18 protein-coding genes and 1 pseudogene are annotated in these 21092 nt (G+C 74.0%); 9 read left to right on the top strand and 10 right to left on the bottom strand.

The annotated features are described in order from the left end of the window. Positions 1-52 precede the first annotated feature (52 nt). Positions 53-1036: an SGNH/GDSL hydrolase family protein gene (locus HTZ77_RS28615; protein WP_175592798.1), complete on the bottom strand. Its 984-nt coding sequence runs from the start codon at positions 1034-1036 to the stop codon at positions 53-55. Between the two features lie 128 nt (positions 1037-1164). Between HTZ77_RS28615 and HTZ77_RS28610 the strand changes: the two genes are divergently transcribed. Then, entirely contained in the window at positions 1165-2535 is a 1371-nt protein-coding gene (locus HTZ77_RS28610; RefSeq protein WP_175592797.1) for a cystathionine beta-synthase, read from the top strand. A gap of 18 nt (positions 2536-2553) precedes the next feature. Here HTZ77_RS28610 and HTZ77_RS28605 read toward each other — a convergent pair whose 3' ends face one another. After that, on the bottom strand, positions 2554-3288 hold the full coding sequence (locus HTZ77_RS28605; protein WP_175592796.1) for a dienelactone hydrolase family protein: 735 nt from the start codon (positions 3286-3288) through the stop codon (positions 2554-2556). 28 nt (positions 3289-3316) lie between these two features. Then, entirely contained in the window at positions 3317-4180 is an 864-nt protein-coding gene (locus tag HTZ77_RS28600) for an NAD(P)-dependent oxidoreductase (protein ID WP_175592795.1), read from the bottom strand. 66 nt (positions 4181-4246) lie between these two features. Here HTZ77_RS28600 and HTZ77_RS28595 point away from each other — a divergent pair, with 66 nt between their 5' ends. Next, on the top strand, positions 4247-7708 hold the full coding sequence (locus tag HTZ77_RS28595) for an AfsR/SARP family transcriptional regulator (protein ID WP_175592794.1): 3462 nt from the start codon (positions 4247-4249) through the stop codon (positions 7706-7708). Positions 7709-7984: 276 nt separating this feature from the next. On the opposite strand, the pseudogene HTZ77_RS46690 reads toward HTZ77_RS28595, so the two are convergent. Continuing rightward, positions 7985-8326 (bottom strand): annotated as a pseudogene (locus HTZ77_RS46690) (histidine kinase); the annotation flags it as partial. A 515-nt stretch (positions 8327-8841) separates the two neighbouring features. Here HTZ77_RS46690 and HTZ77_RS28590 point away from each other — a divergent pair. Both HTZ77_RS28590 and HTZ77_RS28585 read left to right on the top strand, forming a co-directional pair. Continuing rightward, complete coding sequence (locus tag HTZ77_RS28590) at positions 8842-9051, top strand: hypothetical protein (RefSeq protein ID WP_175592793.1); 210 nt, start codon at positions 8842-8844, stop codon at positions 9049-9051. A gap of 70 nt (positions 9052-9121) precedes the next feature. Then, positions 9122-10261, top strand: a complete 1140-nt coding sequence (locus HTZ77_RS28585) for a cystathionine gamma-synthase (protein ID WP_175592792.1) — start codon at positions 9122-9124, stop codon at positions 10259-10261. A gap of 25 nt (positions 10262-10286) precedes the next feature. Here the strand turns inward: HTZ77_RS28585 and HTZ77_RS28580 are convergent, their stop codons facing one another. Further along, on the bottom strand, positions 10287-10718 hold the full coding sequence (locus HTZ77_RS28580; RefSeq protein WP_175592791.1) for a DUF2269 family protein: 432 nt from the start codon (positions 10716-10718) through the stop codon (positions 10287-10289). Positions 10719-10728: 10 nt separating this feature from the next. Continuing rightward, the gene (locus tag HTZ77_RS28575; protein WP_175592790.1) at positions 10729-10872 is read right to left on the bottom strand and encodes a hypothetical protein; all 144 of its coding nucleotides are present in this window, start codon (positions 10870-10872) and stop codon (positions 10729-10731) included. A gap of 140 nt (positions 10873-11012) precedes the next feature. Here HTZ77_RS28575 and HTZ77_RS28570 point away from each other — a divergent pair, with 140 nt between their 5' ends. Beyond that, positions 11013-11435, top strand: a complete 423-nt coding sequence (locus HTZ77_RS28570; protein WP_328808820.1) for a DUF6292 family protein — start codon at positions 11013-11015, stop codon at positions 11433-11435. 14 nt (positions 11436-11449) lie between these two features. On the opposite strand, the gene HTZ77_RS28565 is transcribed toward HTZ77_RS28570, so the two are convergent. The 3 genes from HTZ77_RS28565 to HTZ77_RS28555 form a co-directional block, all read right to left on the bottom strand. Continuing rightward, positions 11450-13417, bottom strand: a complete 1968-nt coding sequence (locus HTZ77_RS28565) for a vWA domain-containing protein (protein WP_175592789.1) — start codon at positions 13415-13417, stop codon at positions 11450-11452. 31 nt (positions 13418-13448) lie between these two features. Then, positions 13449-14267 carry a hypothetical protein gene (locus tag HTZ77_RS28560; RefSeq protein WP_175592788.1) on the bottom strand — a complete coding sequence of 273 codons (819 nt, stop codon included), beginning with the start codon at positions 14265-14267 and terminating at the stop codon, positions 13449-13451. Positions 14268-14330: 63 nt separating this feature from the next. Further along, entirely contained in the window at positions 14331-15752 is a 1422-nt protein-coding gene (locus HTZ77_RS28555) for a sigma 54-interacting transcriptional regulator (RefSeq protein ID WP_407940572.1), read from the bottom strand. 141 nt (positions 15753-15893) lie between these two features. Here HTZ77_RS28555 and HTZ77_RS28550 point away from each other — a divergent pair, with 141 nt between their 5' ends. Both HTZ77_RS28550 and HTZ77_RS48410 read left to right on the top strand, forming a co-directional pair. Further along, positions 15894-17072: an FIST signal transduction protein gene (locus HTZ77_RS28550; protein WP_175593013.1), complete on the top strand. Its 1179-nt coding sequence runs from the start codon at positions 15894-15896 to the stop codon at positions 17070-17072. Continuing rightward, the gene (locus HTZ77_RS48410) at positions 17069-18538 is read left to right on the top strand and encodes an ROK family protein (RefSeq protein WP_328808819.1); all 1470 of its coding nucleotides are present in this window, start codon (positions 17069-17071) and stop codon (positions 18536-18538) included. The genes HTZ77_RS28550 and HTZ77_RS48410 overlap by 4 nt, the downstream gene beginning before the upstream one ends. Here HTZ77_RS48410 and HTZ77_RS28535 read toward each other — a convergent pair. Next, a complete protein-coding gene (locus HTZ77_RS28535; protein WP_175592786.1) occupies positions 18475-19755 on the bottom strand; it encodes a hypothetical protein in 1281 nt (426 codons plus the stop codon). The two genes, HTZ77_RS48410 and HTZ77_RS28535, sit on opposite strands and share 64 nt — an antisense overlap. A 163-nt stretch (positions 19756-19918) precedes the next feature. On the opposite strand from HTZ77_RS28535, the gene HTZ77_RS28530 reads away from it, so the two are divergent. Next, positions 19919-20470, top strand: a complete 552-nt coding sequence (locus HTZ77_RS28530) for an RNA polymerase sigma factor (RefSeq protein ID WP_328808818.1) — start codon at positions 19919-19921, stop codon at positions 20468-20470. After that, positions 20467-21081, top strand: coding sequence for a hypothetical protein (locus HTZ77_RS28525; RefSeq protein ID WP_175592785.1), 615 nt, complete (start codon positions 20467-20469; stop codon positions 21079-21081). Before HTZ77_RS28530 ends, HTZ77_RS28525 begins: the two co-directional genes overlap by 4 nt. Positions 21082-21092: the final 11 nt, after the last annotated feature.

The raw sequence follows: 21092 nt of genomic DNA, 5'->3' as shown, positions 1-21092 counted from the left end.
CCACTCCAAAGGGGACGAGGGGTGACGGCCCAGGAGCGGAGGGTGACCGGTGTCAGGCGTCGTTGACCATCTCGCCGGGGCGGCGGCGGAACAACGTGACCCATCTGCCATGGGGACCCGTCGCCCGCCCCGCGACCCGGGTCGCGGAAACCTCGGTGCCGGACTCCTCCGCGGCCGTGGCCGCCGCGAGGTAAATCGGTTGCAGTCCTTCGCCGCGCGCGGGTCGCGGTTCGGGCCACAACCCCAACGCAGTGCATACAGAAGGTAGCACCGCGTAAGCGGCCGAGGCGTAACCTCGGTCAGATGGATGGAAACGATCCGGTCCGAACATCTCGCCCGGATTTGTGTCGAATTCCGGCCCCAGGAGGTCGGCGAACGCCACCGTCCGGCCGCCCGCGTCCACCACCGCCACGGTCTGCGCCGCGGCGAGCTGGCGGCTCCAGCGCCGCGTCACCCAGCGCAGGGGCTGCGCGATGGGGCGCACGGTGCCGAGGTCCGGACAGGTGCCGACGACCACCTCGGCGCCCGCCTCCCGCAGCCGCCGCACGGCCTTGACCAGGTGGCGCACGGCCATCGCCGGCGGCGTCTGCGTCACCACGTCGTTCGCGCCGACGAAGATGACCGCCACGTCCGGGTCCAGGCGCAGCGCCTGGTCCACCTGCTCGGCCAGCGCCGCCGACGGCGCGCCCGACTTGCCCAGCACGTCCAGCCGGACCGGCCGCTCGGCCACGTGCGCCAGGCCCTCCGCGAGGAGCACCCCCGGCGTCCTGTCGTGGGAGCTCACGCCGAGCCCGATGGAGGTGGAGTCGCCCAGCATCACCAGCCGCACCGGAGGGCCGGTGTAGGCGCCGTAGACGCCGTCGGAGGGCGGCCCGTCCAGCCCGTGCGGCCGGCCGATGGCCTTGCGCGCGACCAGGCCCTCCACGAGCAGCAGCCCGTACGCCGTGGCTCCCAGGGCCGTCAGGCCGCCGCCTCCGAGAGCCGCCGCGATGGCGATCTTCCGGGCGGCCCGCGCCACCCCCGCTGCCCAGACCATGTGGGTTCTCCCCTCATCCGAACTCGGCGGTAGCGTTTGCTTGAAAACTAGCCGAGCGTCCGCCACCCCCACGGGTCCTCGGCGACGGACAAGCTGATCAAGCTTTGGTAAAGAAGGTGAACACCTCGGTGCGCGTACACGATTCCCTGGTCGAGCTCATGGGCAACACGCCGCTCGTCAGGCTGCACAAGGTCTCCGCGGGAGTGCCCGCCCAGGTGCTCGCCAAGGTCGAGTACTTCAACCCCGGCGGTTCGGTCAAGGACCGGATCGCCGTCCGCATGATCGAGGCCGCGGAGGCGTCCGGCAAGCTGCGGCCCGGGGGTGTCATCGTCGAGCCGACCTCCGGCAACACGGGGGTCGGCCTGGCCATCGTGGCCCAGCAGAAGGGCTACCGGTGCCTGTTCGTGGTGCCGGACAAGGTCGCCCAGGACAAGATCGCGGTGCTGCGGGCCTACGGCGCCGAGGTCGTGGTCTGCCCGACCGCCGTCGCCCCGGACCACCCCGAGTCGTACTACTCGGTCTCCGACCGCCTCGCCCGGGAGACGCCCAACGCCTGGAAGCCCGACCAGTACTCCAACGTCAACAACCCCGACTCCCACTACCACTCGACGGGGCCCGAGCTGTGGGAGCAGACCGAGGGCAGGATCACCCACTTCGTGGCCGGCATCGGCACCGGCGGCACGATCAGCGGCACGGGCCGCTATCTCAAGGAGGTCTCCGGCGGCCGAGTCAAGATCATCGGGGCTGACCCCGAGGGCTCGGTCTACTCCGGCGGCTCCGGCCGGCCGTACCTCGTGGAGGGCGTCGGCGAGGACATCTGGCCCGCCACCTACGACACCGAGATCTGCGACGAGATCATCGCGGTCTCCGACAAGGACTCCTTCACCATGACCCGCCGCCTCGCCCGCGAGGAGGGGCTGCTCGTCGGCGGCTCCTGCGGCATGGCCGTGGTGGCGGCCGTCCAGGTCGCGGCCAAGGCCGGGCCCGACGACGTCGTGGTCGTACTGCTGCCCGACGGCGGGCGCGGCTACCTGTCCAAGATCTTCAACGACGACTGGATGGCCGACTACGGCTTCCTGACCGAGACCTCGGACGAGGGCCTGGTCGGCGACGTGCTGGCGCGCAAGGGCGCGAACATGCCGGAGTTCGTGCACGCCCACCCGCACGAGTCGGTCGGCACGGCCATCGCGATCATGCGCGAGTACTCCGTCTCGCAGCTCCCGGTCATGAAGGAGGAGCCGCCGGTCATGGCCGCCGAGGTCGTCGGCTCGATCGTCGAGCGCGACCTGCTGGAGGCGCTCTACCACGGCAAGCTGTCGTCCGACGACCCGATCTCCGAGCACATGTCGGCGCCGCTGCCGACCCTCGGCAGCGGCGAGCCGGTGGCGCGCGCCGTCGAGGCGCTGGAGAAGGCCGACGCCGCGGTGGTGCTGGAGGACGGCAAGCCCTCCGGGCTCATCACCCGCCAGGACCTGCTGGCCTTCCTCGCCAACCACTGAGCCGGCTCCCCGGGCGCGCTACGCGTGGCCGGCGACGTGTTCGTCGAAGAAGGCGAACGTGCGCCGCCACGCGTCGTCCGCCGCCGCGGCCACGTGGCCGTGGCTCAGGGGGAACAGCGCGAGCCGCGCGACCGGGTGGTGGCCGTCGGTCATGAAGGAATGCCCGGCGGCCGGATAGATCTCGACGTCGTGCTCGATCCCGAGCGCCCGCATGTGCTCGCGCAGGCGGGCGCCGTGCGAGCGGAAGCCCTGGTCGCGACCGCCGTAGGAGCCGACGACCGGGCACACCGGCCGCAGCTCCTCCTGGTCGCGGGGGACCAGGCCGTAGTTCACCGAGGCGGCCCGTACGCCGGGCGGCGCGCTCGCCGCGTACGCGAGGGCGAACCCGCCGCCCATGCAGAACCCGATCACGCCGAGCCGGTCGCCGTCGACGTCGTCGCGGCCGGCCAGCCAGGCCCGGGTCGCGTCGATGTCGGCGGCCGGCTGGCCGGGCTTGCCGGTCGTGAGCTGGTGCATGGCCCGGGCCAGGCATCCGACCCTGCTGCCGTGGCTGTACAGGTCGGGCAGGACCGCCGCGTACCCGTGGGCGGCGAACAGGTCCACCACGTCGAGCATGTCCGGCTCGACGCCGTAGATCTCGTGGACGACCACGGCGCCCGGCCATCCTCCCGCGGGCGCCTCTCCTTCCGGCAGCGCCACGGTCGCGGCCAGCGAGCCGCCGTCCGGCAGGGGGATATGCACCTGTTGTCTCATCGGGACGTAACGTAACAGCCCTGGCGCGCTACGGCTTCCTGATCGACTCGAACACCGTGCCCAGGCCCTCGTGGCCGCGCCCCTCGGTGAAGGCGGCGCGCTCGAAGAGCGCCTTCAGCGCGTCGGGCACCGTGGTCTCGACCCCCGCGTCCCGCAGCGCGTGGACCGCGTGGCCGATGCCGACGGCCTGCATGGTCAGGTTGTTGAGCTCGCCCGGGTACACCCCGGCCGCGACCTCCTCGGCCAGGATCTTGGCGAACCCCATCGGGCCGTCGCCGCCGAGCTGGGTGAAGGTCTCCCGGGCGTACGGCAGGAACACCGCGGGCTCCACCCCGGCCGTGCCGAGCAGCGCGAGCGCGTGCATGTAGCTGGTCAGGCTCGACCAGAAGACCAGGAGCTGGGCCTGGTAGAACATCATCGCCAGGCCCTCGTCCGAGCCCATGTAGTGCACGTCGCCCAGCGCCCTCAGCGTCTCGGCGTGCCGGTCCACGGCGTCCTCGGGGCCGCTGTAGAAGGCGTACGCGCCGGGCTGCCCGATGCCGGGAGGCGGCACCATGATCCCGGCCGTCACGAGCGCGCCGCCGCGCTCGGTCACCCACCGGGCCGCCGCCCGCAGCTCGTCCGGGGTGCCGGAGCTGAGGTTCACCAGCACCTTCCCGTCCAGCCGCAGGTCGCCGAGGCTGTCGTACATCGCCTGGTAGTCGAGCTGGCTGATCACCAGCAGCTCGCCCGAGTCGCCGGGGGAGGCGGCGAGCCGCGCCCCCTTGGCCACCAGCGGCTCGGCCTTGCTCGCCGTGCGGTTCCACACCGTCACGTCGTGGCCCGCGGCGAGGAAGGTCGCCGCCATCGTCGCGCCCATCGGCCCGAGGCCGATCACCGTCACATCAGTCATGCGGCCCAGCCTGCGCCGGGCCGCTACGGAATTCCTTCGGGCCCGCTACGGGTTGGCATCATCGTGGTGCGTTTCGGTGTGCTCGGCCCGCTGGCGGTGTGGGCGGACGACGGCGGCCCGGTCCGGGTGGCCGAGCCGAAGGTGCGCGCCCTGCTGGCCGACCTGCTGGCGCACGGAGGCGGCCCGGTGCCGGCCGACCGGCTCATCGACGACCTGTGGGACGAGCGGCTGCCGCGCAACCCGGCGGGCACGCTCCAGGCGCGGGTCTCGCAGCTCCGGCGGGCGCTCGGCGTCCCGGGGCTGATCACGTACGGGCCGGCGGGCTACCGCCTCGCGCCAGCGGACACGGACGCGTCCCGCTTCCTGGCCCTGGTCGGACGCGACGGCCCCGGACGGGCCCCGTCGTGGGGAGCAGCGCCGGGGGAGGCGGAGGTCGTGCCGCCGCGGGAGCGGCTGGCGCGGCTGGACGAGGCGCTGGCGCTGTGGCGCGGGCCCGCGTACGCCGAGTTCGCCGACGCCGGCTTCGCCCGGCCGGAGATCGCCCGCCTGGAGGAGGCCCGGCTGGCGGCCCTCGAAGAGCGGGCGGAGGCGCGGCTGGCGCTCGGCGAGGACGCCGAGCTGGCGGGCCTCGTGGCGCTCCACCCCCTGCGCGAACGGTTGCGCGCGCTCCACATCCTCGCGCTCTACCGGCGCGGACGGCAGAGCGAGGCCCTGGCCAGCTACGGTGAGCTGCGGGACCTCCTGGCCGACGAACTGGGGCTGGACCCGTCACCGGAGCTCAGGGCGCTGCACGGGGCCATCCTGCGCCAGGACCCCGCCCTGGGCATGCACGCCCTCACGGGGCCCTCCGCGGCTCTCTCCGCGCCCGTCCTGGGCGCATCCACGCCCGGCCCGCGCGCGGCGTCCGGGACAGCCGCCACCTCGGGCGCCCCCGCCCCTCCTGACGGGCCTGCCCCTGCGGACGGGCCCGCGACCTCGGGTGAGCCTGCCGCTCCTGACGTGCCCCCGACCTCCGGTGGGCCGGCCGCTTCCGATGCGGTCGCCGCTTCGGGGGCGTCCGGCGCCCGCCACCGGCCGGTCACGAACCTGCCCGCGGCTCTCAGTGACCTCGTCGGCCGGGACGGCGAGCTGGCCGCGGTCCGCGACCTGCTGGCCGCGAGCCGCCTGGTGACGCTGACCGGGCCGGGCGGCGTGGGCAAGACGCGTCTCGCCCTCGAAGCGGCCCGCGCCCGTACGGGCCCGGGGGAGTTCCCCGACGGGATGTGGCTGGTCGAGCTGGCGGGGACCGGGGACGTGGCCGAGGCGGTGGCGGCCGTGCTGGGCGTGCGCGACGACGGCGCCGGCCCGCTGCCTCCCCGCCTGGCGCGGGCCCTGGCCGGCAAGCGGGCCCTGATCGTGCTCGACAACTGCGAGCACGTCGTGGCCGACGCGGCCGGCCTGGTGGCGCGGCTGCTGAAGGCGGCGCCCGGGCTGCGCGTCCTCGCCACCAGCCAGGAGCCGCTGGGCGTGACGGGAGAACGGCTGCTGCCCGTGGCCCCGCTGCCGGAGCCCGAGGCCGTGCGGCTGTTCGCGGCCCGCGCCGGTGTCGAGCCGGACGACGCCGTCGCCACCATCTGCCGCCGCCTGGACGGCATCCCCCTCGCCCTGGAACTGGCGGCCACGCGGGTGCGCGCGCTGGGCGTACGGGGCGTGGCCGAGCGGCTCGACGACCGGTTCAGGCTGCTCAGCGCCGGCATGCGCGACGCGCCCGCCCGGCAGCGGACGCTCCGGGCCGCGATCGACTGGAGCTGGGAGCTGCTGACCGAGCCGGAGCGGGTGGTCCTGCGCCGGCTGTCCGTCCACGCCGACGGCTGCACGCTGGAGGCCGCCGAGGAGGTCTGCGCCGAGCCCGGCGTGGACGTGCTCGACGCCGTGGCCCGGCTCGTGGACCGGTCGCTGGTCGTGGTCACGCCGGGGCCGCGCTACCGGCTGCTGGAGTCGGTGTCCGCGTACTGCGCCGAGCGGCTCGCCGAGGCGGGCGAGCTGGACGTGGTCAGGGAACGGCACGCCCGCCACTACACGGAGCTGGCCGTACGGGCGGAGCTGCGCGGGCCGCGCCAGGTCGAATGGCTGGAACGGCTCGACCTCGAAACCGCCAACCTGCGGCTCGCGCTGGCCGGGCCCGAGCCGTTGCGCCTGGTCAACGCGCTGACGTGGTACTGGTACCTGCGCGGCCGGCTGGGGGAGGCCCGCCGGTCCCTGACCGCCGCCCTGGCCCGCGCCGGCGCGCCCGCCACACCCGCCCCCGTCCCGGCCGAGGCGGCCGTGGCGTCCGTGTGGCTGGCCGGGATGACCCTGCTCAGCGGCGAGACCCCGGCCGAGGTCCTGTGCGCCGGTCTCGACGCTCACGCCGACGCCCTCGCCTCGTGGTTCCTCAGCCACGTCCGGTGGGCGTACGGCGACCAGGAGGAGCATCGGGCCGCCGCCGACCGGGCGCTGGCCGTGTTCGACGGGATGGGCGACCGGTGGGGCGTCGCCGCCACGCTGGCCCTGCGCGCCAAGCTGGACCTCGTCCGGGGCGACCTGGACGCGATGCGGCGCGACGGCGAGCGCAGCCTCGCGATGTTCACCGAACTGGGCGACGACTGGGGCCGGATGGAGGCCATGGACGCCCTCGACCGGCTCGCCGAGGCGCGCGGCGACCACGCGGAGGCGGCCCGGCTGCGCGAGGAGGGGCTGCGCCTGGCCGAGCGGCTCGGCTTCGAGGTGCCGTTCAAGCTGTCGGCGCTGGGCCGGATCGCGCTGCTGGCCGGCGACTACGCCGCCGCCGACGAGCGGCACGAGCGGGCCCGGCGGTTGGCCGTGGCGCAGTCGTACAAGGCCGCCGAGGAGTACGCCGTGCTCGGCCTGGCCGTGAGCGCCCGGCGGCAGGGCAGGTACGCCGAGGCGGAGGCGCTGCTCACCCCGTGGCTCGGCTGGCTGCGGGAGGTGCGCGGGACGCCCGGCATCGCGTTCGTCATGGCGGAGCTGGGCTTCGCCGCCGAGCAGCGCGGCGACACCGCGACGGCGCTGGCCCGGCAGCGGGCCGGGCACGAGGCCGCCCGGGCCAGCGGCGACCCGCGCGCGGTCGCGCTGGCCCTGGAGGGGCTCGCGGGCGCGGTGTCCCTCGCGGGGGACCAGACCGAGGCGGCGCGCCTGCTGGGCGCGGCGGCCGCCACGCGGGAGGCGGCGGGGGCGCCGCTGCCCGCCGCCGAACGGCTCGACGTGGACCGGATCACCACCCGGGTACGGGAAGCGCTCGGCGAGGCCGTCTGGCACGACGCCTACACCTCGGGCCGGCGCGGCTCAGGGGAGGGGGAACAGGGAGCGCACAGCTCAGGGGAGGGGGAACCGCACAGCTCAGGGGAGGGGGAACTCGGCCACCACTTCCCAGGCGCCCTCGGGGGTCGGGCCCGCGTACAGCCTGCCGCCGAGCGCCTCCACCCGCTCGGCCATCCCGACCAGTCCGAACCCGCCGCCCAGCCGCGCGAGCCGCGGATCCGACGCTGACCCGAAGTTGCTGACCCGCAGCACCGCGACCCGGCCGGCCAGCCGCAGGCCCGCCTGGATCCACGACGCCCCCGGCGCGTGCTTGCGGATGTTGGTGAGCGACTCGCGCAGCACCCGGTGCAGCGTGGTCATCACCTCGGGCGGCAGCGTGCGGTCGTCGATGCCCTGCCCGATGTCGAACGCCACCTTCGGCCCGTTGGCGGAGAATCGCTCGGCCAGCTCACGCAGGTCGACCAGCGACGTGCCGGGGGTGCGGGCCGCCTCGTCCTCCGCCCGCAGCACTGTGACCAGGCGCCGCATGGCGCTGAGCGCGTCGCCGCCGGCCCCGGCGATGGCGTCCAGGGCGGGCACCACGGCCTCCGGCCTGGTCTCCGCGACCGTGCGGGCCGCCTGGGCCTGGACCACGATGCCGGTGATGTGGTGGGCGACGAGGTCGTGCAGCTCCCTGGCCAGCTCCAGGCGCTCGGACCGGCGTACGGCGTGGACGGCCTCGTTGCGGCGTTCCTGCTGGAAGCGCAGGTAGCCGCCGATGCCGGCGGCCGTCGACCAGCCGGCGAACAGCAGGAACGAGAACGCGAGCCCGGTGCCGTCGGACAGCCGCCAGGCGCCCTCGGCCATGAGCACGACCAGCGTGACGACGCACAGCACGGCCGCCCGCCGGATCGGCTCCGCGTGGCGCAGCACGCCGATGGTGAGGACGAGCAGCGCGCCGGTCTCGGCCGCCCCGGGCACGCCGGGTGTGGAGGTCACCGCGAAGACCAGCGTGACGGCCACGGACATGCCCGCCACCGCCGCGAACCCCTCCAGCCGCCACCGGCGGCGCAGCGCCACCGCCACCATGCCTCCGGCGCCCGTGACGGGGACGAGCCACTGCGGCCCGCCGTTCTTGGCCGCGACGGCCAGGTCCAGCAGCAGCATCATGCCCAGCCAGCCGAGCACGGCGATCTCGCTCAGCCGTCTGATCCAGTACACGATGCGCTTGCCGTCCGCCACGCCCTGGAGCCTAAGCCGGAAGTCGGAGTGCCCGTATCGGCCGTTCGGCCGAGCGCCGCAGGCCAGGACCGGCCCTTCAGCGGAGGCGGCGGCGGGGGCCGGCGACGGATGCTGGAGGAGTCCGAAAGGGGGACGAGGCCATGGTGGTCATCGGATTCACGCTGCTGGGTGTCGGGCTGGTCGTCGCGCTGCTGCTCGCGCTGGCCGACCCGGTGCTGCTCTCGCGGATCAACGGGGAGCACGCGGAGGGCGGCAGCGGCCGCCACATCGAGGTGCCGCGCGAGGAGGCCCGGGTGCTGCGGCTGGCGAAGCAGGAGCGCGACGACCGGCACGAGCCCGCCGCCGCCTGATCCGCGGGCCGGGACGAGCGGCACGGAGCCCGCCGCCGCCGGACGCCGGGTGTCCGTTACCGTGGGGCCTATGACGAACGGTTTCGAAACCCTGGCGATCCACGCAGGTCAGGAGCCCGACCCGCTGACCGGCGCGGTCGTGCCGCCCATCTACGCGACGTCCACGTACAAGCAGGACGGTGTCGGCGGCCTGCGTTCCGGATACGAGTACAGCCGCTCGGCCAACCCGACGCGCACGGCGCTGGAGGAGGCCCTGGCGGCGGTCGAGGGCGGGGCGCGCGGGCTGGCCTTCGCCTCGGGCCTGGCGGCCGAGGACACCCTGCTGCGCACGGTGTGCAAGCCCCAGGACCACGTCATCATCCCCAACGACGCCTACGGCGGCACCTACCGGCTGTTCTCCAAGGTCAACTCCCGCTGGGACCTGCACTTCGACCCGGTGCCGCTCGGCGACCTCGACGCCGTGGCCGCGGCGATGACGCAGAAGACCCGCGTCGTGTGGGTGGAGACGCCCACCAACCCGCTGCTCGGCATCGCCGACATCGAGGCCCTGGCCCAGCTCGCCCACGACAACGGGTCGCTGCTGGTCGTGGACAACACCTTCGCCTCGCCGTACCTCCAGCAGCCGCTGGCGCTGGGCGCCGACGTGGTCGTCCACTCCACCACCAAGTACGTCGGCGGCCACTCCGACGTGGTCGGCGGCGCCCTGATCGCGGCCGACCGCGGGCTCGGCGACGAGCTGGCCTACCACCAGAACGCCATGGGCGCGGTCGCCGGGCCGTTCGACTCCTGGCTCACGCTGCGCGGGCTGAAGACGCTGGGCGTGCGCATGGACCGTCACTGCGACAACGCCGAGCGCGTGGTCGACCTCCTGCTCGCCCACCCGCGGGTCACCCAGGTGCTCTACCCGGGGCTGGAGGAGCACCCGGGGCACGAGGCGGCGGCCAAGCAGATGAAGCGGTTCGGCGGCATGGTGTCCTTCCGCGTCGAAGGCGGCGAGGAGGCGGCCGTCGAGGTGTGCAACCGGGCCGAGCTGTTCACGCTGGGCGAGTCGCTGGGCGGCGTCGAGTCGCTGATCGAGCACCCGGGCCGCATGACGCACGCCTCCGCGGCCGGTTCGCCGCTGGAGGTGCCCGCCGACCTGGTGCGGCTGTCGGTCGGCATCGAGACGATCGACGACCTGCTCGCCGACCTGACCCGGGCGCTGGGCTGAGCCGGGCGCCCGGCGCGGCGGACGCCTACCTGGGCACCACCATCAGGAAGAGGATGACGAGCCAGATCACCGCCAGCAGCCCGCTGATGGCGGCGATCCGGCCGTTCTGCACCTTCGCGTCGTCCTGCGCGTCGGGGCTGGCGAGCGCCCGTACGGCGGTGCGCAGGTCGCGGTCGATGAGCACGATGAGCACGATGGCCACGATGAACAGCGTCATCGACGCCGTCATGTACCACTTGCCGAGGATCGCGCCGCCCAGGGCCGCGCCGAGCGCGATGCCGAACACCAGGACCCCCAGCGACGCGACGCCGTAGATGCGGGTCGTGCGCTGGATGTTCTGCAGGACGGGCACGTTCTTGGCCCGGATGGCGCGAGGCGCGGCCATGGTCACCGCGGTGAGCGGGCCCACGGTGAAGATCGCGAAGCCGATGTGCAGCCAGAGAAGCAGGGACGACATGTCGCTGAGACTAGTCCCCGGCGATCTCGACCGTGGGCTCGACACCCAGGGGCGTCTCGGCGCAGTCTTTGCCGTCCGGGGAGCAGCGCGTGACGAGCTCGGTGGTGACCACGGCCACCACCATGAAGACGATCAGTACGATCATGGCGAACATGAGGCTCCCCTCCTTCCCCGTTGCGGACGTAAATATCGTCCGTAATGACTAGACGGTGTGGCAACGGAATAAGTTCGGCCCGGGTATGGTTGGGGACCGTCCCACTTTTCTCACCCTTTGGACACATGGGGGTGTCTTCCGTGGCCATCAGGCATGTCGAGCCGTACACCGATGAGTGGCTGAAGCAGCCGGCCTGCTACGCGAGCCTCGTCGTCGAGCAGCTCGGCACCGAGGTCTCCGACTGGTGGGAGGGTCCGTGCGACCCCCGCGCCGTCACCGTGCAGCTCGCCGACGGCACCGCCCTGGTGTGGGACGAGGAGAGCGGCTGGCGGCTCGGCCGCTATCTCGGCGGTGGCGCCGACCGGCACACCGAGCTGTCGGGCGTCCGCTACCTGGGCGGCGGGCTGCTGCCCCGGCCGGAGCGGGTGCCGGCGGCGCTCACCGACGCCCGCGAGGGCGTGGGCTCCAGCACCGCCTGGCGCCCCTGCTACCGCTCCCACCGCAACTGCCGCGACGGTTTCGACGTCGCCCTCGACTTCTACACCCGGCTCATCGACGCCTGAGAGCTCCTCGGCTCTCAGCGGGCCCGGCGCAGCCGCAGGAAGTCGCTGACCACGTACTCACCGAGCCGCTCGGCGCTGGGGGAGAAGACCCGGCCGCCGTTCCTGCGGGCCACCTCGTCCACGAACTCCTGCAGCCGCTCGTCGGCCGCGAGCATGAAGACGTTGAGCGTCGCCCGCCGCCTGGTCATCTTGTCGACCTCGGCCAGCGTCAGCTCCAGCGTCTCGGCCGAGGGCGGCCACTCGAACGCCGAGTGCCCGTTGCGCATCAGGTGCGCCGTCGGCTCGCCGTCCGTGACCACCAGCACCACCGGCTCGAAGTCGGGGTGCCGGTCGAGGTGGCGGCCCGCGATGAGCAGCGCGTGGTGCAGGTTGGTGCCCTGGACCATGTCCCAGTCGAGGCCCGCCAGCTCGTCCGGCTGCAGCACGCGGGCGTAGTTGGAGAACCCGATGATCTGCACGGCGTCCTGCGGGAACTTCGAGGCCACCAGCGCCTGCAGGGCCAGCGCGGTCTGCTTGGCCGCCGCCCAGGTGCCGCGCAGCGCCATCGAGTACGACAGGTCGACCAGCAGGCAGACGGCCGCGGCGCTGCGCCGTTCGGTCTCGGCCACCTCGAAGTCGTCCACCGACAGCCGCACCGCTGAGCCGGTCGTCTCCTCGGTCCGGCGCAGGCCGCCGTTGCGGACGCCGTTGACGAGCGTGCGCACCACGTCGATGGGCTGCTCGTCACCGAAGCGCCACGGCCGCGAGGAGCCGGTCAGCTCGCCCGCCGCGCCCGCGTCGCGCTGGTCGTGGTCGCCGCGCCGCCCCGCGTCCAGCGAGGAGAACACCCGGCGCAGCGCGGTCTCGCCGAGCCGCCGCACCGCCTTGGGGGTGAGCTCCAGCTTGCCCCTGCGGCGCAGCAGGTAGCCCTGCTCCTCCAGCTCGCGCTCGATCCGGCGCAGCGCCTCCAGGTCGTCCACCGCCGAGCGGCCGAGAGCCCGCCGGACCGCGGCCTCGTCGATGTCGTCGAGCCGAGCCCCCGGGTAGTCCTGGCGCAGCGCCGACTCCAGCCGCGTCAGGTCGGCCAGCTCCTCCAGCGCCGAGACGGCGTCGCCCATGGCCAGCGGTTCCTCGCCGCTGAGCCGTTCGGGGGTGTTCCAGGCCAGGTCGGGGCGGCGGGCGTAGAGCGACTCGCCGAGCCGGCGCATCTGGTCGGACAGCCCCGCCTGGTCGAGCGTCTGGTTGATGAGGTTGTTGAGCTCCTCGCGCTGGGCGGGCGTCATCGAGGCCAGCATGCGCTGCGTGGCGGCGGCGCGGCGGGCCAGGATGTCGACGAGCTCCTCCAGGTCGCGCGGGTGCTCGGGGAACAGGTCGCCGTACGTGTCCATGAACGCGTCGAAGTCGGCCTGCGTGTGCTCGCCCCTGGCGTCCTTGTCGAGCATGTCGTTGAGGTCGGCCATCATCTGCCGGACCCGCTCCATGGCCGCCGGGTCGGGGGCGGCCAGCGCGTCGCGCAGCCCCCGGAACTGGCTGTCGAGCACCTCGCGCCGCAGCAGGTCGCGCAGCTCCTCGAACGTCCGCCTGGCGGCGGCCGAGCGCCACTCGTACGAGCTCAGCTCCTGGATGGCGCTCGCCGTGTCGTCGGGCAGCGCGTCGAGCTCGCTCTCGCGCAGCCGCGCGTCGTCGGACGGGTCGGGGAACAGCTCGGCCCGCTCCTGGCCGATGGCCTTGTCGAGCAGGGCGCGGGCCTGTTCGAGGGTGCCGTCGAGGCGGCCGCTCTCGCGCAGCTCGCGGCGGCGGCGGCGCACCTCGCGCAGCATGTCGTCGAGGCCGTTGCGGTCGTGCGCGCCGGGCAGGCCGCGCTTGAGCAGGTCACGCAGGGCGTGGACGGGGGTGGAGCCGGACAGGATGGCGTCGCCCATCTCGTCCAGCGCCGCCCGCACGTCGTACGGCGGGGCCAGGGGGTCGGGGCCGTCGTGGTACTCGCCATAGCGGTAGGCCATCACGGACCCACGCTAACCCCTACGAGCCCGCTCACGCGTCCCCGTAGACCTCCCAGACCTGCTGGACCTCCTCGGTGATCGGCACGTAGTCGACCTGGACCGCCACCGGGTGCCCGGCGCCCTTGAGCGCCTTGTCCAGGTCGGCCGCCGTGCACGCCTTGCGGCCGAGGCCATTGCGGTCGGCGTTGACCGGGGCGCCGGCGAGCCACCCGTCACCGCACCTCCGCGTCACGCGGCTGAACGACACCGCCCCGGTGCGGCCGAGCCACACGGTACGGCCGGCGCGGGTGAACAGCACGGCCGAGTCCCCCGCCCGGCGGAGCGTGCCCCGCACCACCCGGGACGGCGACGGCTGGGCGAGGACCTCGCTGACCGTGACCGCCCGGCCGTCGCGGTGCTCGACGCGGACGGGCACCGGGCCGCGCCGCAGGCTGTCGGCCAGGTCGTCCGGGGTGCACCGGGTGGTGCCGCGCCCCTGGCGGTCGATCGCGACCTGGCCCTCGGTCTCCTTGAGGTCGCAGGCCACGGTGACGCGGCGGTAGGCGGCCCCGGTGTAGGCGAGCCGGAGCGGCCGGGCGCCGGCGAGGGCGGTGAAGCGGTGCAGCGGCTTGCGGTACGCGGCGGCGCGGGGCGTGACGCGCAGGGTGCCGGCGCCGTCGGCCCAGGCGTAGCCGAACACGACCTCCGTCTTGGCTCGTGCGGTCGTCCCCGCCTGTGCGGTCGTGTCGGCTCGTGCGGTCGCCCCCGCCTGTGCGGCTGTGTCGGCGCGCGCGCTGGCGGCGGCGGGCATCGCGGGCGCGCAGAGGAGGGCGCACAGGGCCAGGGCTGTGGCGTGGGCGAGCAGGCGCATGGGATGGTCCCCCGGGTCAGAGTGCTGGATCATCCACTCTGACGCGGGAGAGGCCACAGATGTTCACGTCCGGTAGACGGTCATCCCGTCGAGGTCGTCCTTGGACAGCCGGCGCATGAGGTACAGGCCCTCCAGGGCGAACTCCAGCGCCGCCGCGGCGTGCCCCGGCGACTCCTCGCCCTCGCCCATGCCCAGCCGCGACATGATCTTGGCGAGGCCCTCGACCGGGCCGATGCGGTGCAGCAGCTCGCCGGCCGGCACCAGCTCGCCGGACTCCACCTGGTTGCCCTGGGCGAACTTGTCGGTCAGCGCCGACAGGTCCATCCCGCCCAGCCGGCTCCGGAACGTCTCGGCCGTGGCCCGGCGCAGCAGGTGGGCGAGGATCTCGGTCTCCCTGCCCTCCTCGCTGACCTCGAACTCCACCTTGCCGCGCAGGCTGTGGACGACGCACGGCAGGTCGCACACCCGGGTGACCGGCCGCTCCTCGCCGGTGATCGCGGCCCTGCGCACGGCGGAGGCGGCCGCGGTCTCGGCGGCGGCGATGGAGAAGCGCGCCGAGACGCCCGAGCGGGCGTCGACGGAGGTGGACTCGCGGACCAGGCGGGTGAACCGGGCGATGGTCTCGACCAGGTGCTCCGGCACGTCGGCCCCGATGTCGGGCATCGACTCCTGCCGGATCAGCGCCAGCTCGTCCTCGACCGTCAGCGGGTAGTGGGTGCGCACCTCCGCGCCGAACCGGTCCTTCAGCGGCGTGATGATCCGGCCGCGGTTGGTGTAGTCCTCCGGGTTGGCGCTGGCGATGAGCAGGACGTCCAGGGGGAGCCGCAGGTTGTAGCCGCGTACCTGGATGTCGCGTTCCTCCAGCACGTTGAGCAGGGCGACCTGGATGCGCTCGGCCAGGTCGGGCAGCTCGTTGACGGAGAAGACGCCCCGGTTGGTGCGCGGCACCAGCCCGTAGTGGACGGTCTCCGGGTCGCCCAGCCGCCGCCCCTCGGCGATCTTGATGGGGTCGACGTCGCCGATCAGGTCGCCCACGGACGTGTCGGGGGTCGCGAGCTTCTCGCCGTAGCGCTCGTCCCGGTGCTTCCACGCGACGGGCAGCTCGTCGCCCAGCTCCCCGGCGAGGGACCGGCAGCGCGTGCAGACCGGCGCGTACGGGTGGTCGTTGATCTCACAGCCCTCGACGACCGGGGTCCACTCGTCGAGCAGCCCGGTCACCGTGCGGATCAGCCGGGTCTTGCCCTGGCCGCGCTCACCGAGGAGGACCAGGTCGTGCCCGGCGAGCAGAGCCCGCTCGAGGTGGGGCAGGACGGTTTCGTCGAAGCCCACGATGCCTGGAAAGCGGGGCTCGCCCGCCCTCAGCCTGGCCAGCAGGTTCTCGCGGACCTCTGCTTTCACGGTGCGATGAACGTGACCGCTTTCTCGCAACTCGCGGACATTTAGAGGCTGATGCACGGGATCGAGACTACGTCGCCCGGCACGAATGCGGCAGAGGTTTCGCGTCCGGCGCAGATTACGGATCTTGAGGATTGAGTGACGCGTTGTGTGCGTGCTTGTTCCTTTAGTGGGGAGAATCGGAGCCTAGGGAACTTGGAGCTGCCGAGGGAGGCGGGAAGCGTGGCCCTGATGACGAGCCGCTTCGCGGACGGCCTCGCCGTGGGTGCGGACCTTGAGGAGATCGCCGAGCGCGCCGTCGGGCAGGCGCTGTCACGACTCGGCGAGCAGGCCGACCTGGTCTGTTTCTTCATCTGCGGCGACGACCCCGACGACGTCGCGAGAGCCGGGCAGCGGGCGATGGCGCTCGCCCCCGAAGCGCACGTGATCGGCTGCAGCGCCACGGGAGTGATCGGCGGCGGGGAGGGGGTCGAGCTGACGCCCTCCGTGAGCGCCTGGGCGGCCACGCTCGGGGAGGCACGGCTGACGACCTTCGCGCTGGAGACCCTGAACGCCGAGGACCGGTTCGTGGTGGTCGGCCTGCCGGACCGCAACCCCGACGACCACGTGGCGATCCTGCTCGCCGACCCCTACTCGTTCCCCACCGACGCGTTCGTCGAGCGCTCGGCGGACGTGCTCGGCGACCTCCCGCTGATCGGCGGCCTGGCCAACGGCGTCGGGGGGCGCGGCTCCGTCCGGCTGTTCGCCGACGGCGAGGTCTACACCGAGGGCGCGATCGGCGTCGTGCTCAGCGGCCCCGTGCGCATCCGCACGGTGGTCAGCCAGGGCTGCCGTCCGATCGGGCCGTCCATGGTCGTCACTCGCGCCGAGGACAACCTCCTGCTGGAGCTCGCCGGGCAGCCCGCGCTGGCCCGCCTGGAGGACATCGTCAGCGAGCTGGACGAGGACGACCGCGAGCTGGTGGCCGCCGGCCTGCAGATCGGGATCGCCATCGACGAGTACGCCGAGCGCCACGAACGCGGCGACTTCCTCATCCGGGGCGTGATCGGCATCGACCCGGAGCGCGAGGCCGTGGCCATCGGCGACATCGTGGAGGTCGGGCGTACCGTCCGCTTCCAGGTGCGCGACGCCGCCACCGCCGACGAGGACCTGTACGACCTGCTCGACGCGCACAAGGCCGAGTTCGGGCAGGCGGACGGGGCGCTGCTGTTCTCCTGCAACGGGCGGGGCTCGGCCATGTTCGGCAGCGCCGACCACGACCCGGTGGCGCTGCGCGAGACGCTGGGCCCGATCGGCATGGCCGGCTTCTTCGCGGCGGGGGAGGTGGGACCGGTCGGCGGGCACAACCACGTGCACGGCTTCACGGCGTCGGTGCTCGTCTTCTCGTCGGGGGCGACGGGCGACGCGTGATCCTCGCGATCGACGTCGGCGGCAGCAAGCTGGCCGCCGGGTCGGTCGGTCGTGACGGGGTGGTGGTGGAGGCGCGGCGCGTCGCGACGCCTCGGGGCGCCGACGCCGAGACGCTGTGGAAGACGCTCGTCGGCCTCGTGGAGTCGCTGGTCGCGCCGGGGGTCGGGCCGGTCGAGGGGGTCGGGGTCGCGTGCGGCGGGCCGATGCGCTGGCCCGCGGGCGACGTCTCGCCGCTCAACATCCCGGGGTGGCGCGGGTTCCCGTTGCGCGCCCGGCTGGCCGAGCGGTTCCCCGGCGTGCCGGTACGCCTGCACAACGACGCGGTCTGCGTGGCCGTGGCCGAGCACTGGCGAGGCGCCGGCCAGGGGACCCGCGACATGCTGGGCATGGTCGTCTCGACCGGGGTGGGCGGCGGGCTGGTGCTGGGCGGCCGGCTCGTGGACGGCGGCACGGGCAACGCCGGGCACATCGGCCATGTGGTCGTGGAGCCCGTGGACGGCCCGCCGTGCGGGTGCGGGGGGCGTGGCTGCCTGGAGGCGGTGGCCCGTGGACCGGCCCTGACGGCCTGGGCGCTGGCCCGCGGCTGGGTCCCGGGTGGCGGCGTACCGGCGGACCTCTCGGGACGTCCCGGCGACGGAGGCAGACGTCTCGACGACGAAGAAGGACGTCCCGCGGACGTGGAGGGACCGCCGGGGGAGTGGACGGGACGTCTCGGACGTCCTGCGGAACGTCCCGAGGACGTCACGAGACGTCTGGGACGTGGGGAGGAACATCCGGAGGACGTGGCCGGACGTCCTGGAACACCTGAGGACGTCGCGGGGCGTCCCGTCGGACGTGGAGGAGGACGTCTTGTGGACGTCGCGGGACGTCCCGGACGTGCAGGAGAACCTGAGGAGGTCGCGGGATGTCGCGGACGTGAAGGAGGACGTCCCGAGGACGTGCCGGGACGTCCTGGGGGACGCGGAGGACGTCGGGGGGACGGCGAAGGACGTCAGGGACACCCCGGAGGACGTCGTGGGGACCGTCCGGTACGTCCTCAGGACGTCCCGGAGAAGGGGACGCGCCGGGACGCGCACCCGTACCGGGAGGACCGGGAGGTGACCGCGCGGGCGCTCGCTGCGGACGCGCGGGCGGGCGACGAGGTGGCGTTGGCGGCCATGCGCCGCGCCGGGCACGCGCTCGGTGTCGCGATCGCGTCCGCCACGCACCTGTGCGACCTCGAACTCGTCACGGTCGGCGGCGGCCTGGCGCAGGCCGGGGAGCCGCTGTTCGGGCCGCTGGAGGAGGCGCTGCGCGCGCACGCCCGGATGGGGTTCGCCCGGCGGGTCAGGGTGACGCCCGCCGCGCTCGGCCAGGACGCCGGGCTCGTCGGCGCGGCGGCGCTCGTCCTCGCGGGCGACCGTTACTGGTCGAGCCCCCAGGTCGCGGCCAGCCGTTCCGCCACGGCCTCCTGCCTGGGCCGGTAGACGGCGAAGAACCGCTTGCCGCACTCCAGGTCGTCGAGGGCGGTGGCGATCTCCCGGCGCAGGTACGGCTTCGCGAGGCGCGCGGGCAGCGCCGGGGGCGACTCGGCCGACACGTCCACGACGGAGGACGGGCCTTCCCCTTCGCGCCCGCCGGGCCTGTCACGGCCCACTCTTGCGTCGGTGGCCCTGGCGTCGTCACGGCCCGCCTCCGCGTCACTGCTGCCGGTCCCGGCGTCGCCGCGGCCGGTCCTGGCGTCGTCGCGGGGCCCCCGGAGGTCGTCACGGCTGTCCCGAAGGTCGCCCTGGCCGACTCTGCGGTCGCCCCGGCCGTCCCCGCGCTCGCCCTGGCCGTCCTTGTGGCGGCGCGTGGCGGCCTGCTCCAGCTTCTCCTTGAGCGCGGCGAACCGGTCGCGCTCCAGCGTGGCCAGCTCGGTCGGCGCCGTGGTGTCGACCTCGTACCCCTTGCCGGTCAGGCAGGTGGCGTACGACTCGGCCAGGGCGATCAGCCCCCGGTCGGTGTCCAGCTCGTTCTTCCAGGCCAGCCCGAGCGCCCGGACGTACTTCCGGCGCAGGTGGGCCGCGTCGGTGACGTCCCGGCCGAGGGTCTGCCTGACGGCGCTGACGTAGCACTCGACAGTGGCCGCGGCGTACGCGTCGGCGGAGCCGCCGTCCGTTCCGCGCTCGCTCACCGGGGGAGTGCCGGGCTCGACGGCGACGGGTGTCCCGATGGCCGGATGAGTGCCCGCGGGGCCGTCGGGGACGTGCGCCTCCGTGGTGGGGGTGCCGATGGCGGGCGGCTCCGGGACGCGGGCGCCCGTGGGGGTGGCGGCGGGGACGGCGGGCCGTTCGGAGGGGGCCGTCGCGAGCAGCGGATCGGCGTCCGGCAGGGCCGCCAGCGGCGGAAGCGTCTCCGGTGCGTACGCGAGCGGATCGGCCGGGTGGACGAGCTCGGCGAAGACCCCGAAGCCGTACCGCGCCCGGTACTCGCGCATGGCCGCGTGGTCGCCCGCGCGGCGGCGCAGCTCGTCGGCGGCCGGCGGCGCGGGAGTCCCCGGTGCGGCCGGCGTGTACGCCAGGCCCCGTCCCTTCATGCACGCGGCCATGACCTGTTGCTGCCGCCCCAGTACGCCCGGCGCCGGAGGCGGGGCGGGCACGCCGCACCCGGTCGCCACGACGCCCACGACGGCGACGCCCAGGAGGGCCACGATCTTGCGCATGACGGCCAGGGTAGAGGCTCCCGCGCCCGGCTCCCGCACGGTCCGCACGCCGCGGCGGCCGACACCTGGGTGATTCGTGTCATACGTCACTCCTGTCAGGCTTGTAACGCTTCCGCGGGCTCCTTCCAAGCAGGGGTGTAGATCGACGAAGGGAGCATGGCCGGTGCGTCGCAAACAGGTGGAGATCGCCACGGATCCCGTGGCCTTCGAAGCCTTCTACCGGCGGCACGTCGACGCGATCACCCGCTTCCTCGCCCGCCGGGTGGAGGACCCGCACACGGTCGCCGACCTGGTGGCCGAGGTGTTCGTGGCGGTGCTCGACTCCGCCCACACCTACCGGGAGAGCCGGGGCAGCGAGATCGCGTGGTTGTACGGCGTGGCGCGGAACACGCTCTCGGCCGAGCGGCGCCGCGCGTTCAGGGAGTCCAGGCTGGCCGACCGCGTGAGCGGGCGGCGGCTGCTGGACTCCGACGACGTCGCCCGCCTGGAGGAGCGGATCGACGCGGAGGGCAGGGCCAGGCGGGCCTTGGAGGCCATGGCCGGGCTGCCGGAAGGGGAGCGCGCCGTGCTGGAGCTGGTCGCCATCGACCAGCTCACCGTCACGGAGGCCGCGCAGGCCCTCGGCATCCGGCAGGGCACCGCCCGGGTCCGGCTGCACCGCGCCCGCCGCGTGCTGCGCGACGTTCCCCTCGTCATGGAAGGAACCACAGGATGAGTTTCGAGGAGCGCCTGCTGATGGAACTGAAAGCCGAAGTCGCCGCCCGCGGGGTGGAGCGCCGCCGCCGGGTGACCGTCCGCCGTCTGTTCGCGGGGGCGGCGGTGGCCGGGCTGGCCGCTGCCGCGGCCGTGGCCGTGCCGCTGCTGACCGGCACCGAGTCGCCCGCGTACGCGGTGACCAAGAACACCGACGGCACGATCCGGGTCCAGATCAAGGAGTTCAGGGACGCCGACAAGCTGGAGGCGGACCTGGCACGCATGGGCGTCACGGCCGACGTGACCTATCTCAAGCCCGGCACGTGGTGCAAGGAGGGCAGGGGCAAGGTCCTCGGGAGCGACAACCCCGACGATTGGGACAAGTCAATCTCCGGCAAGGCCATCCGCCATACCAAGGACGGCGTGGACCTCGACCCGAAGTACCTCGGCAAGAACCGGACCGCGGTGCTCACGTACGCCGAGGACCCGAAGGCGGCGTCGAGCAAGAAGCCGAGCGTGCTCTGGCAGTTCGGCGGGTCCGTGGTCGAGGGCCCGGTCGAGCCGTGCGTCGTGGTCGACAACCCGAGCTGGAACGACGTCGACGGCGAGGGTCAGCCGCCGGCCGGTAGCTGACCCCGCGCGCC

The sequence above is a fragment of the Nonomuraea montanisoli genome (assembly GCF_013363975.1).
In the GTDB taxonomy this organism is placed as follows: domain Bacteria; phylum Actinomycetota; class Actinomycetes; order Streptosporangiales; family Streptosporangiaceae; genus Nonomuraea; species Nonomuraea montanisoli.
The sequence above is the reverse complement of the archived record's forward strand: the minus strand, read 5'-3'. Positions and strand labels throughout refer to the sequence as shown.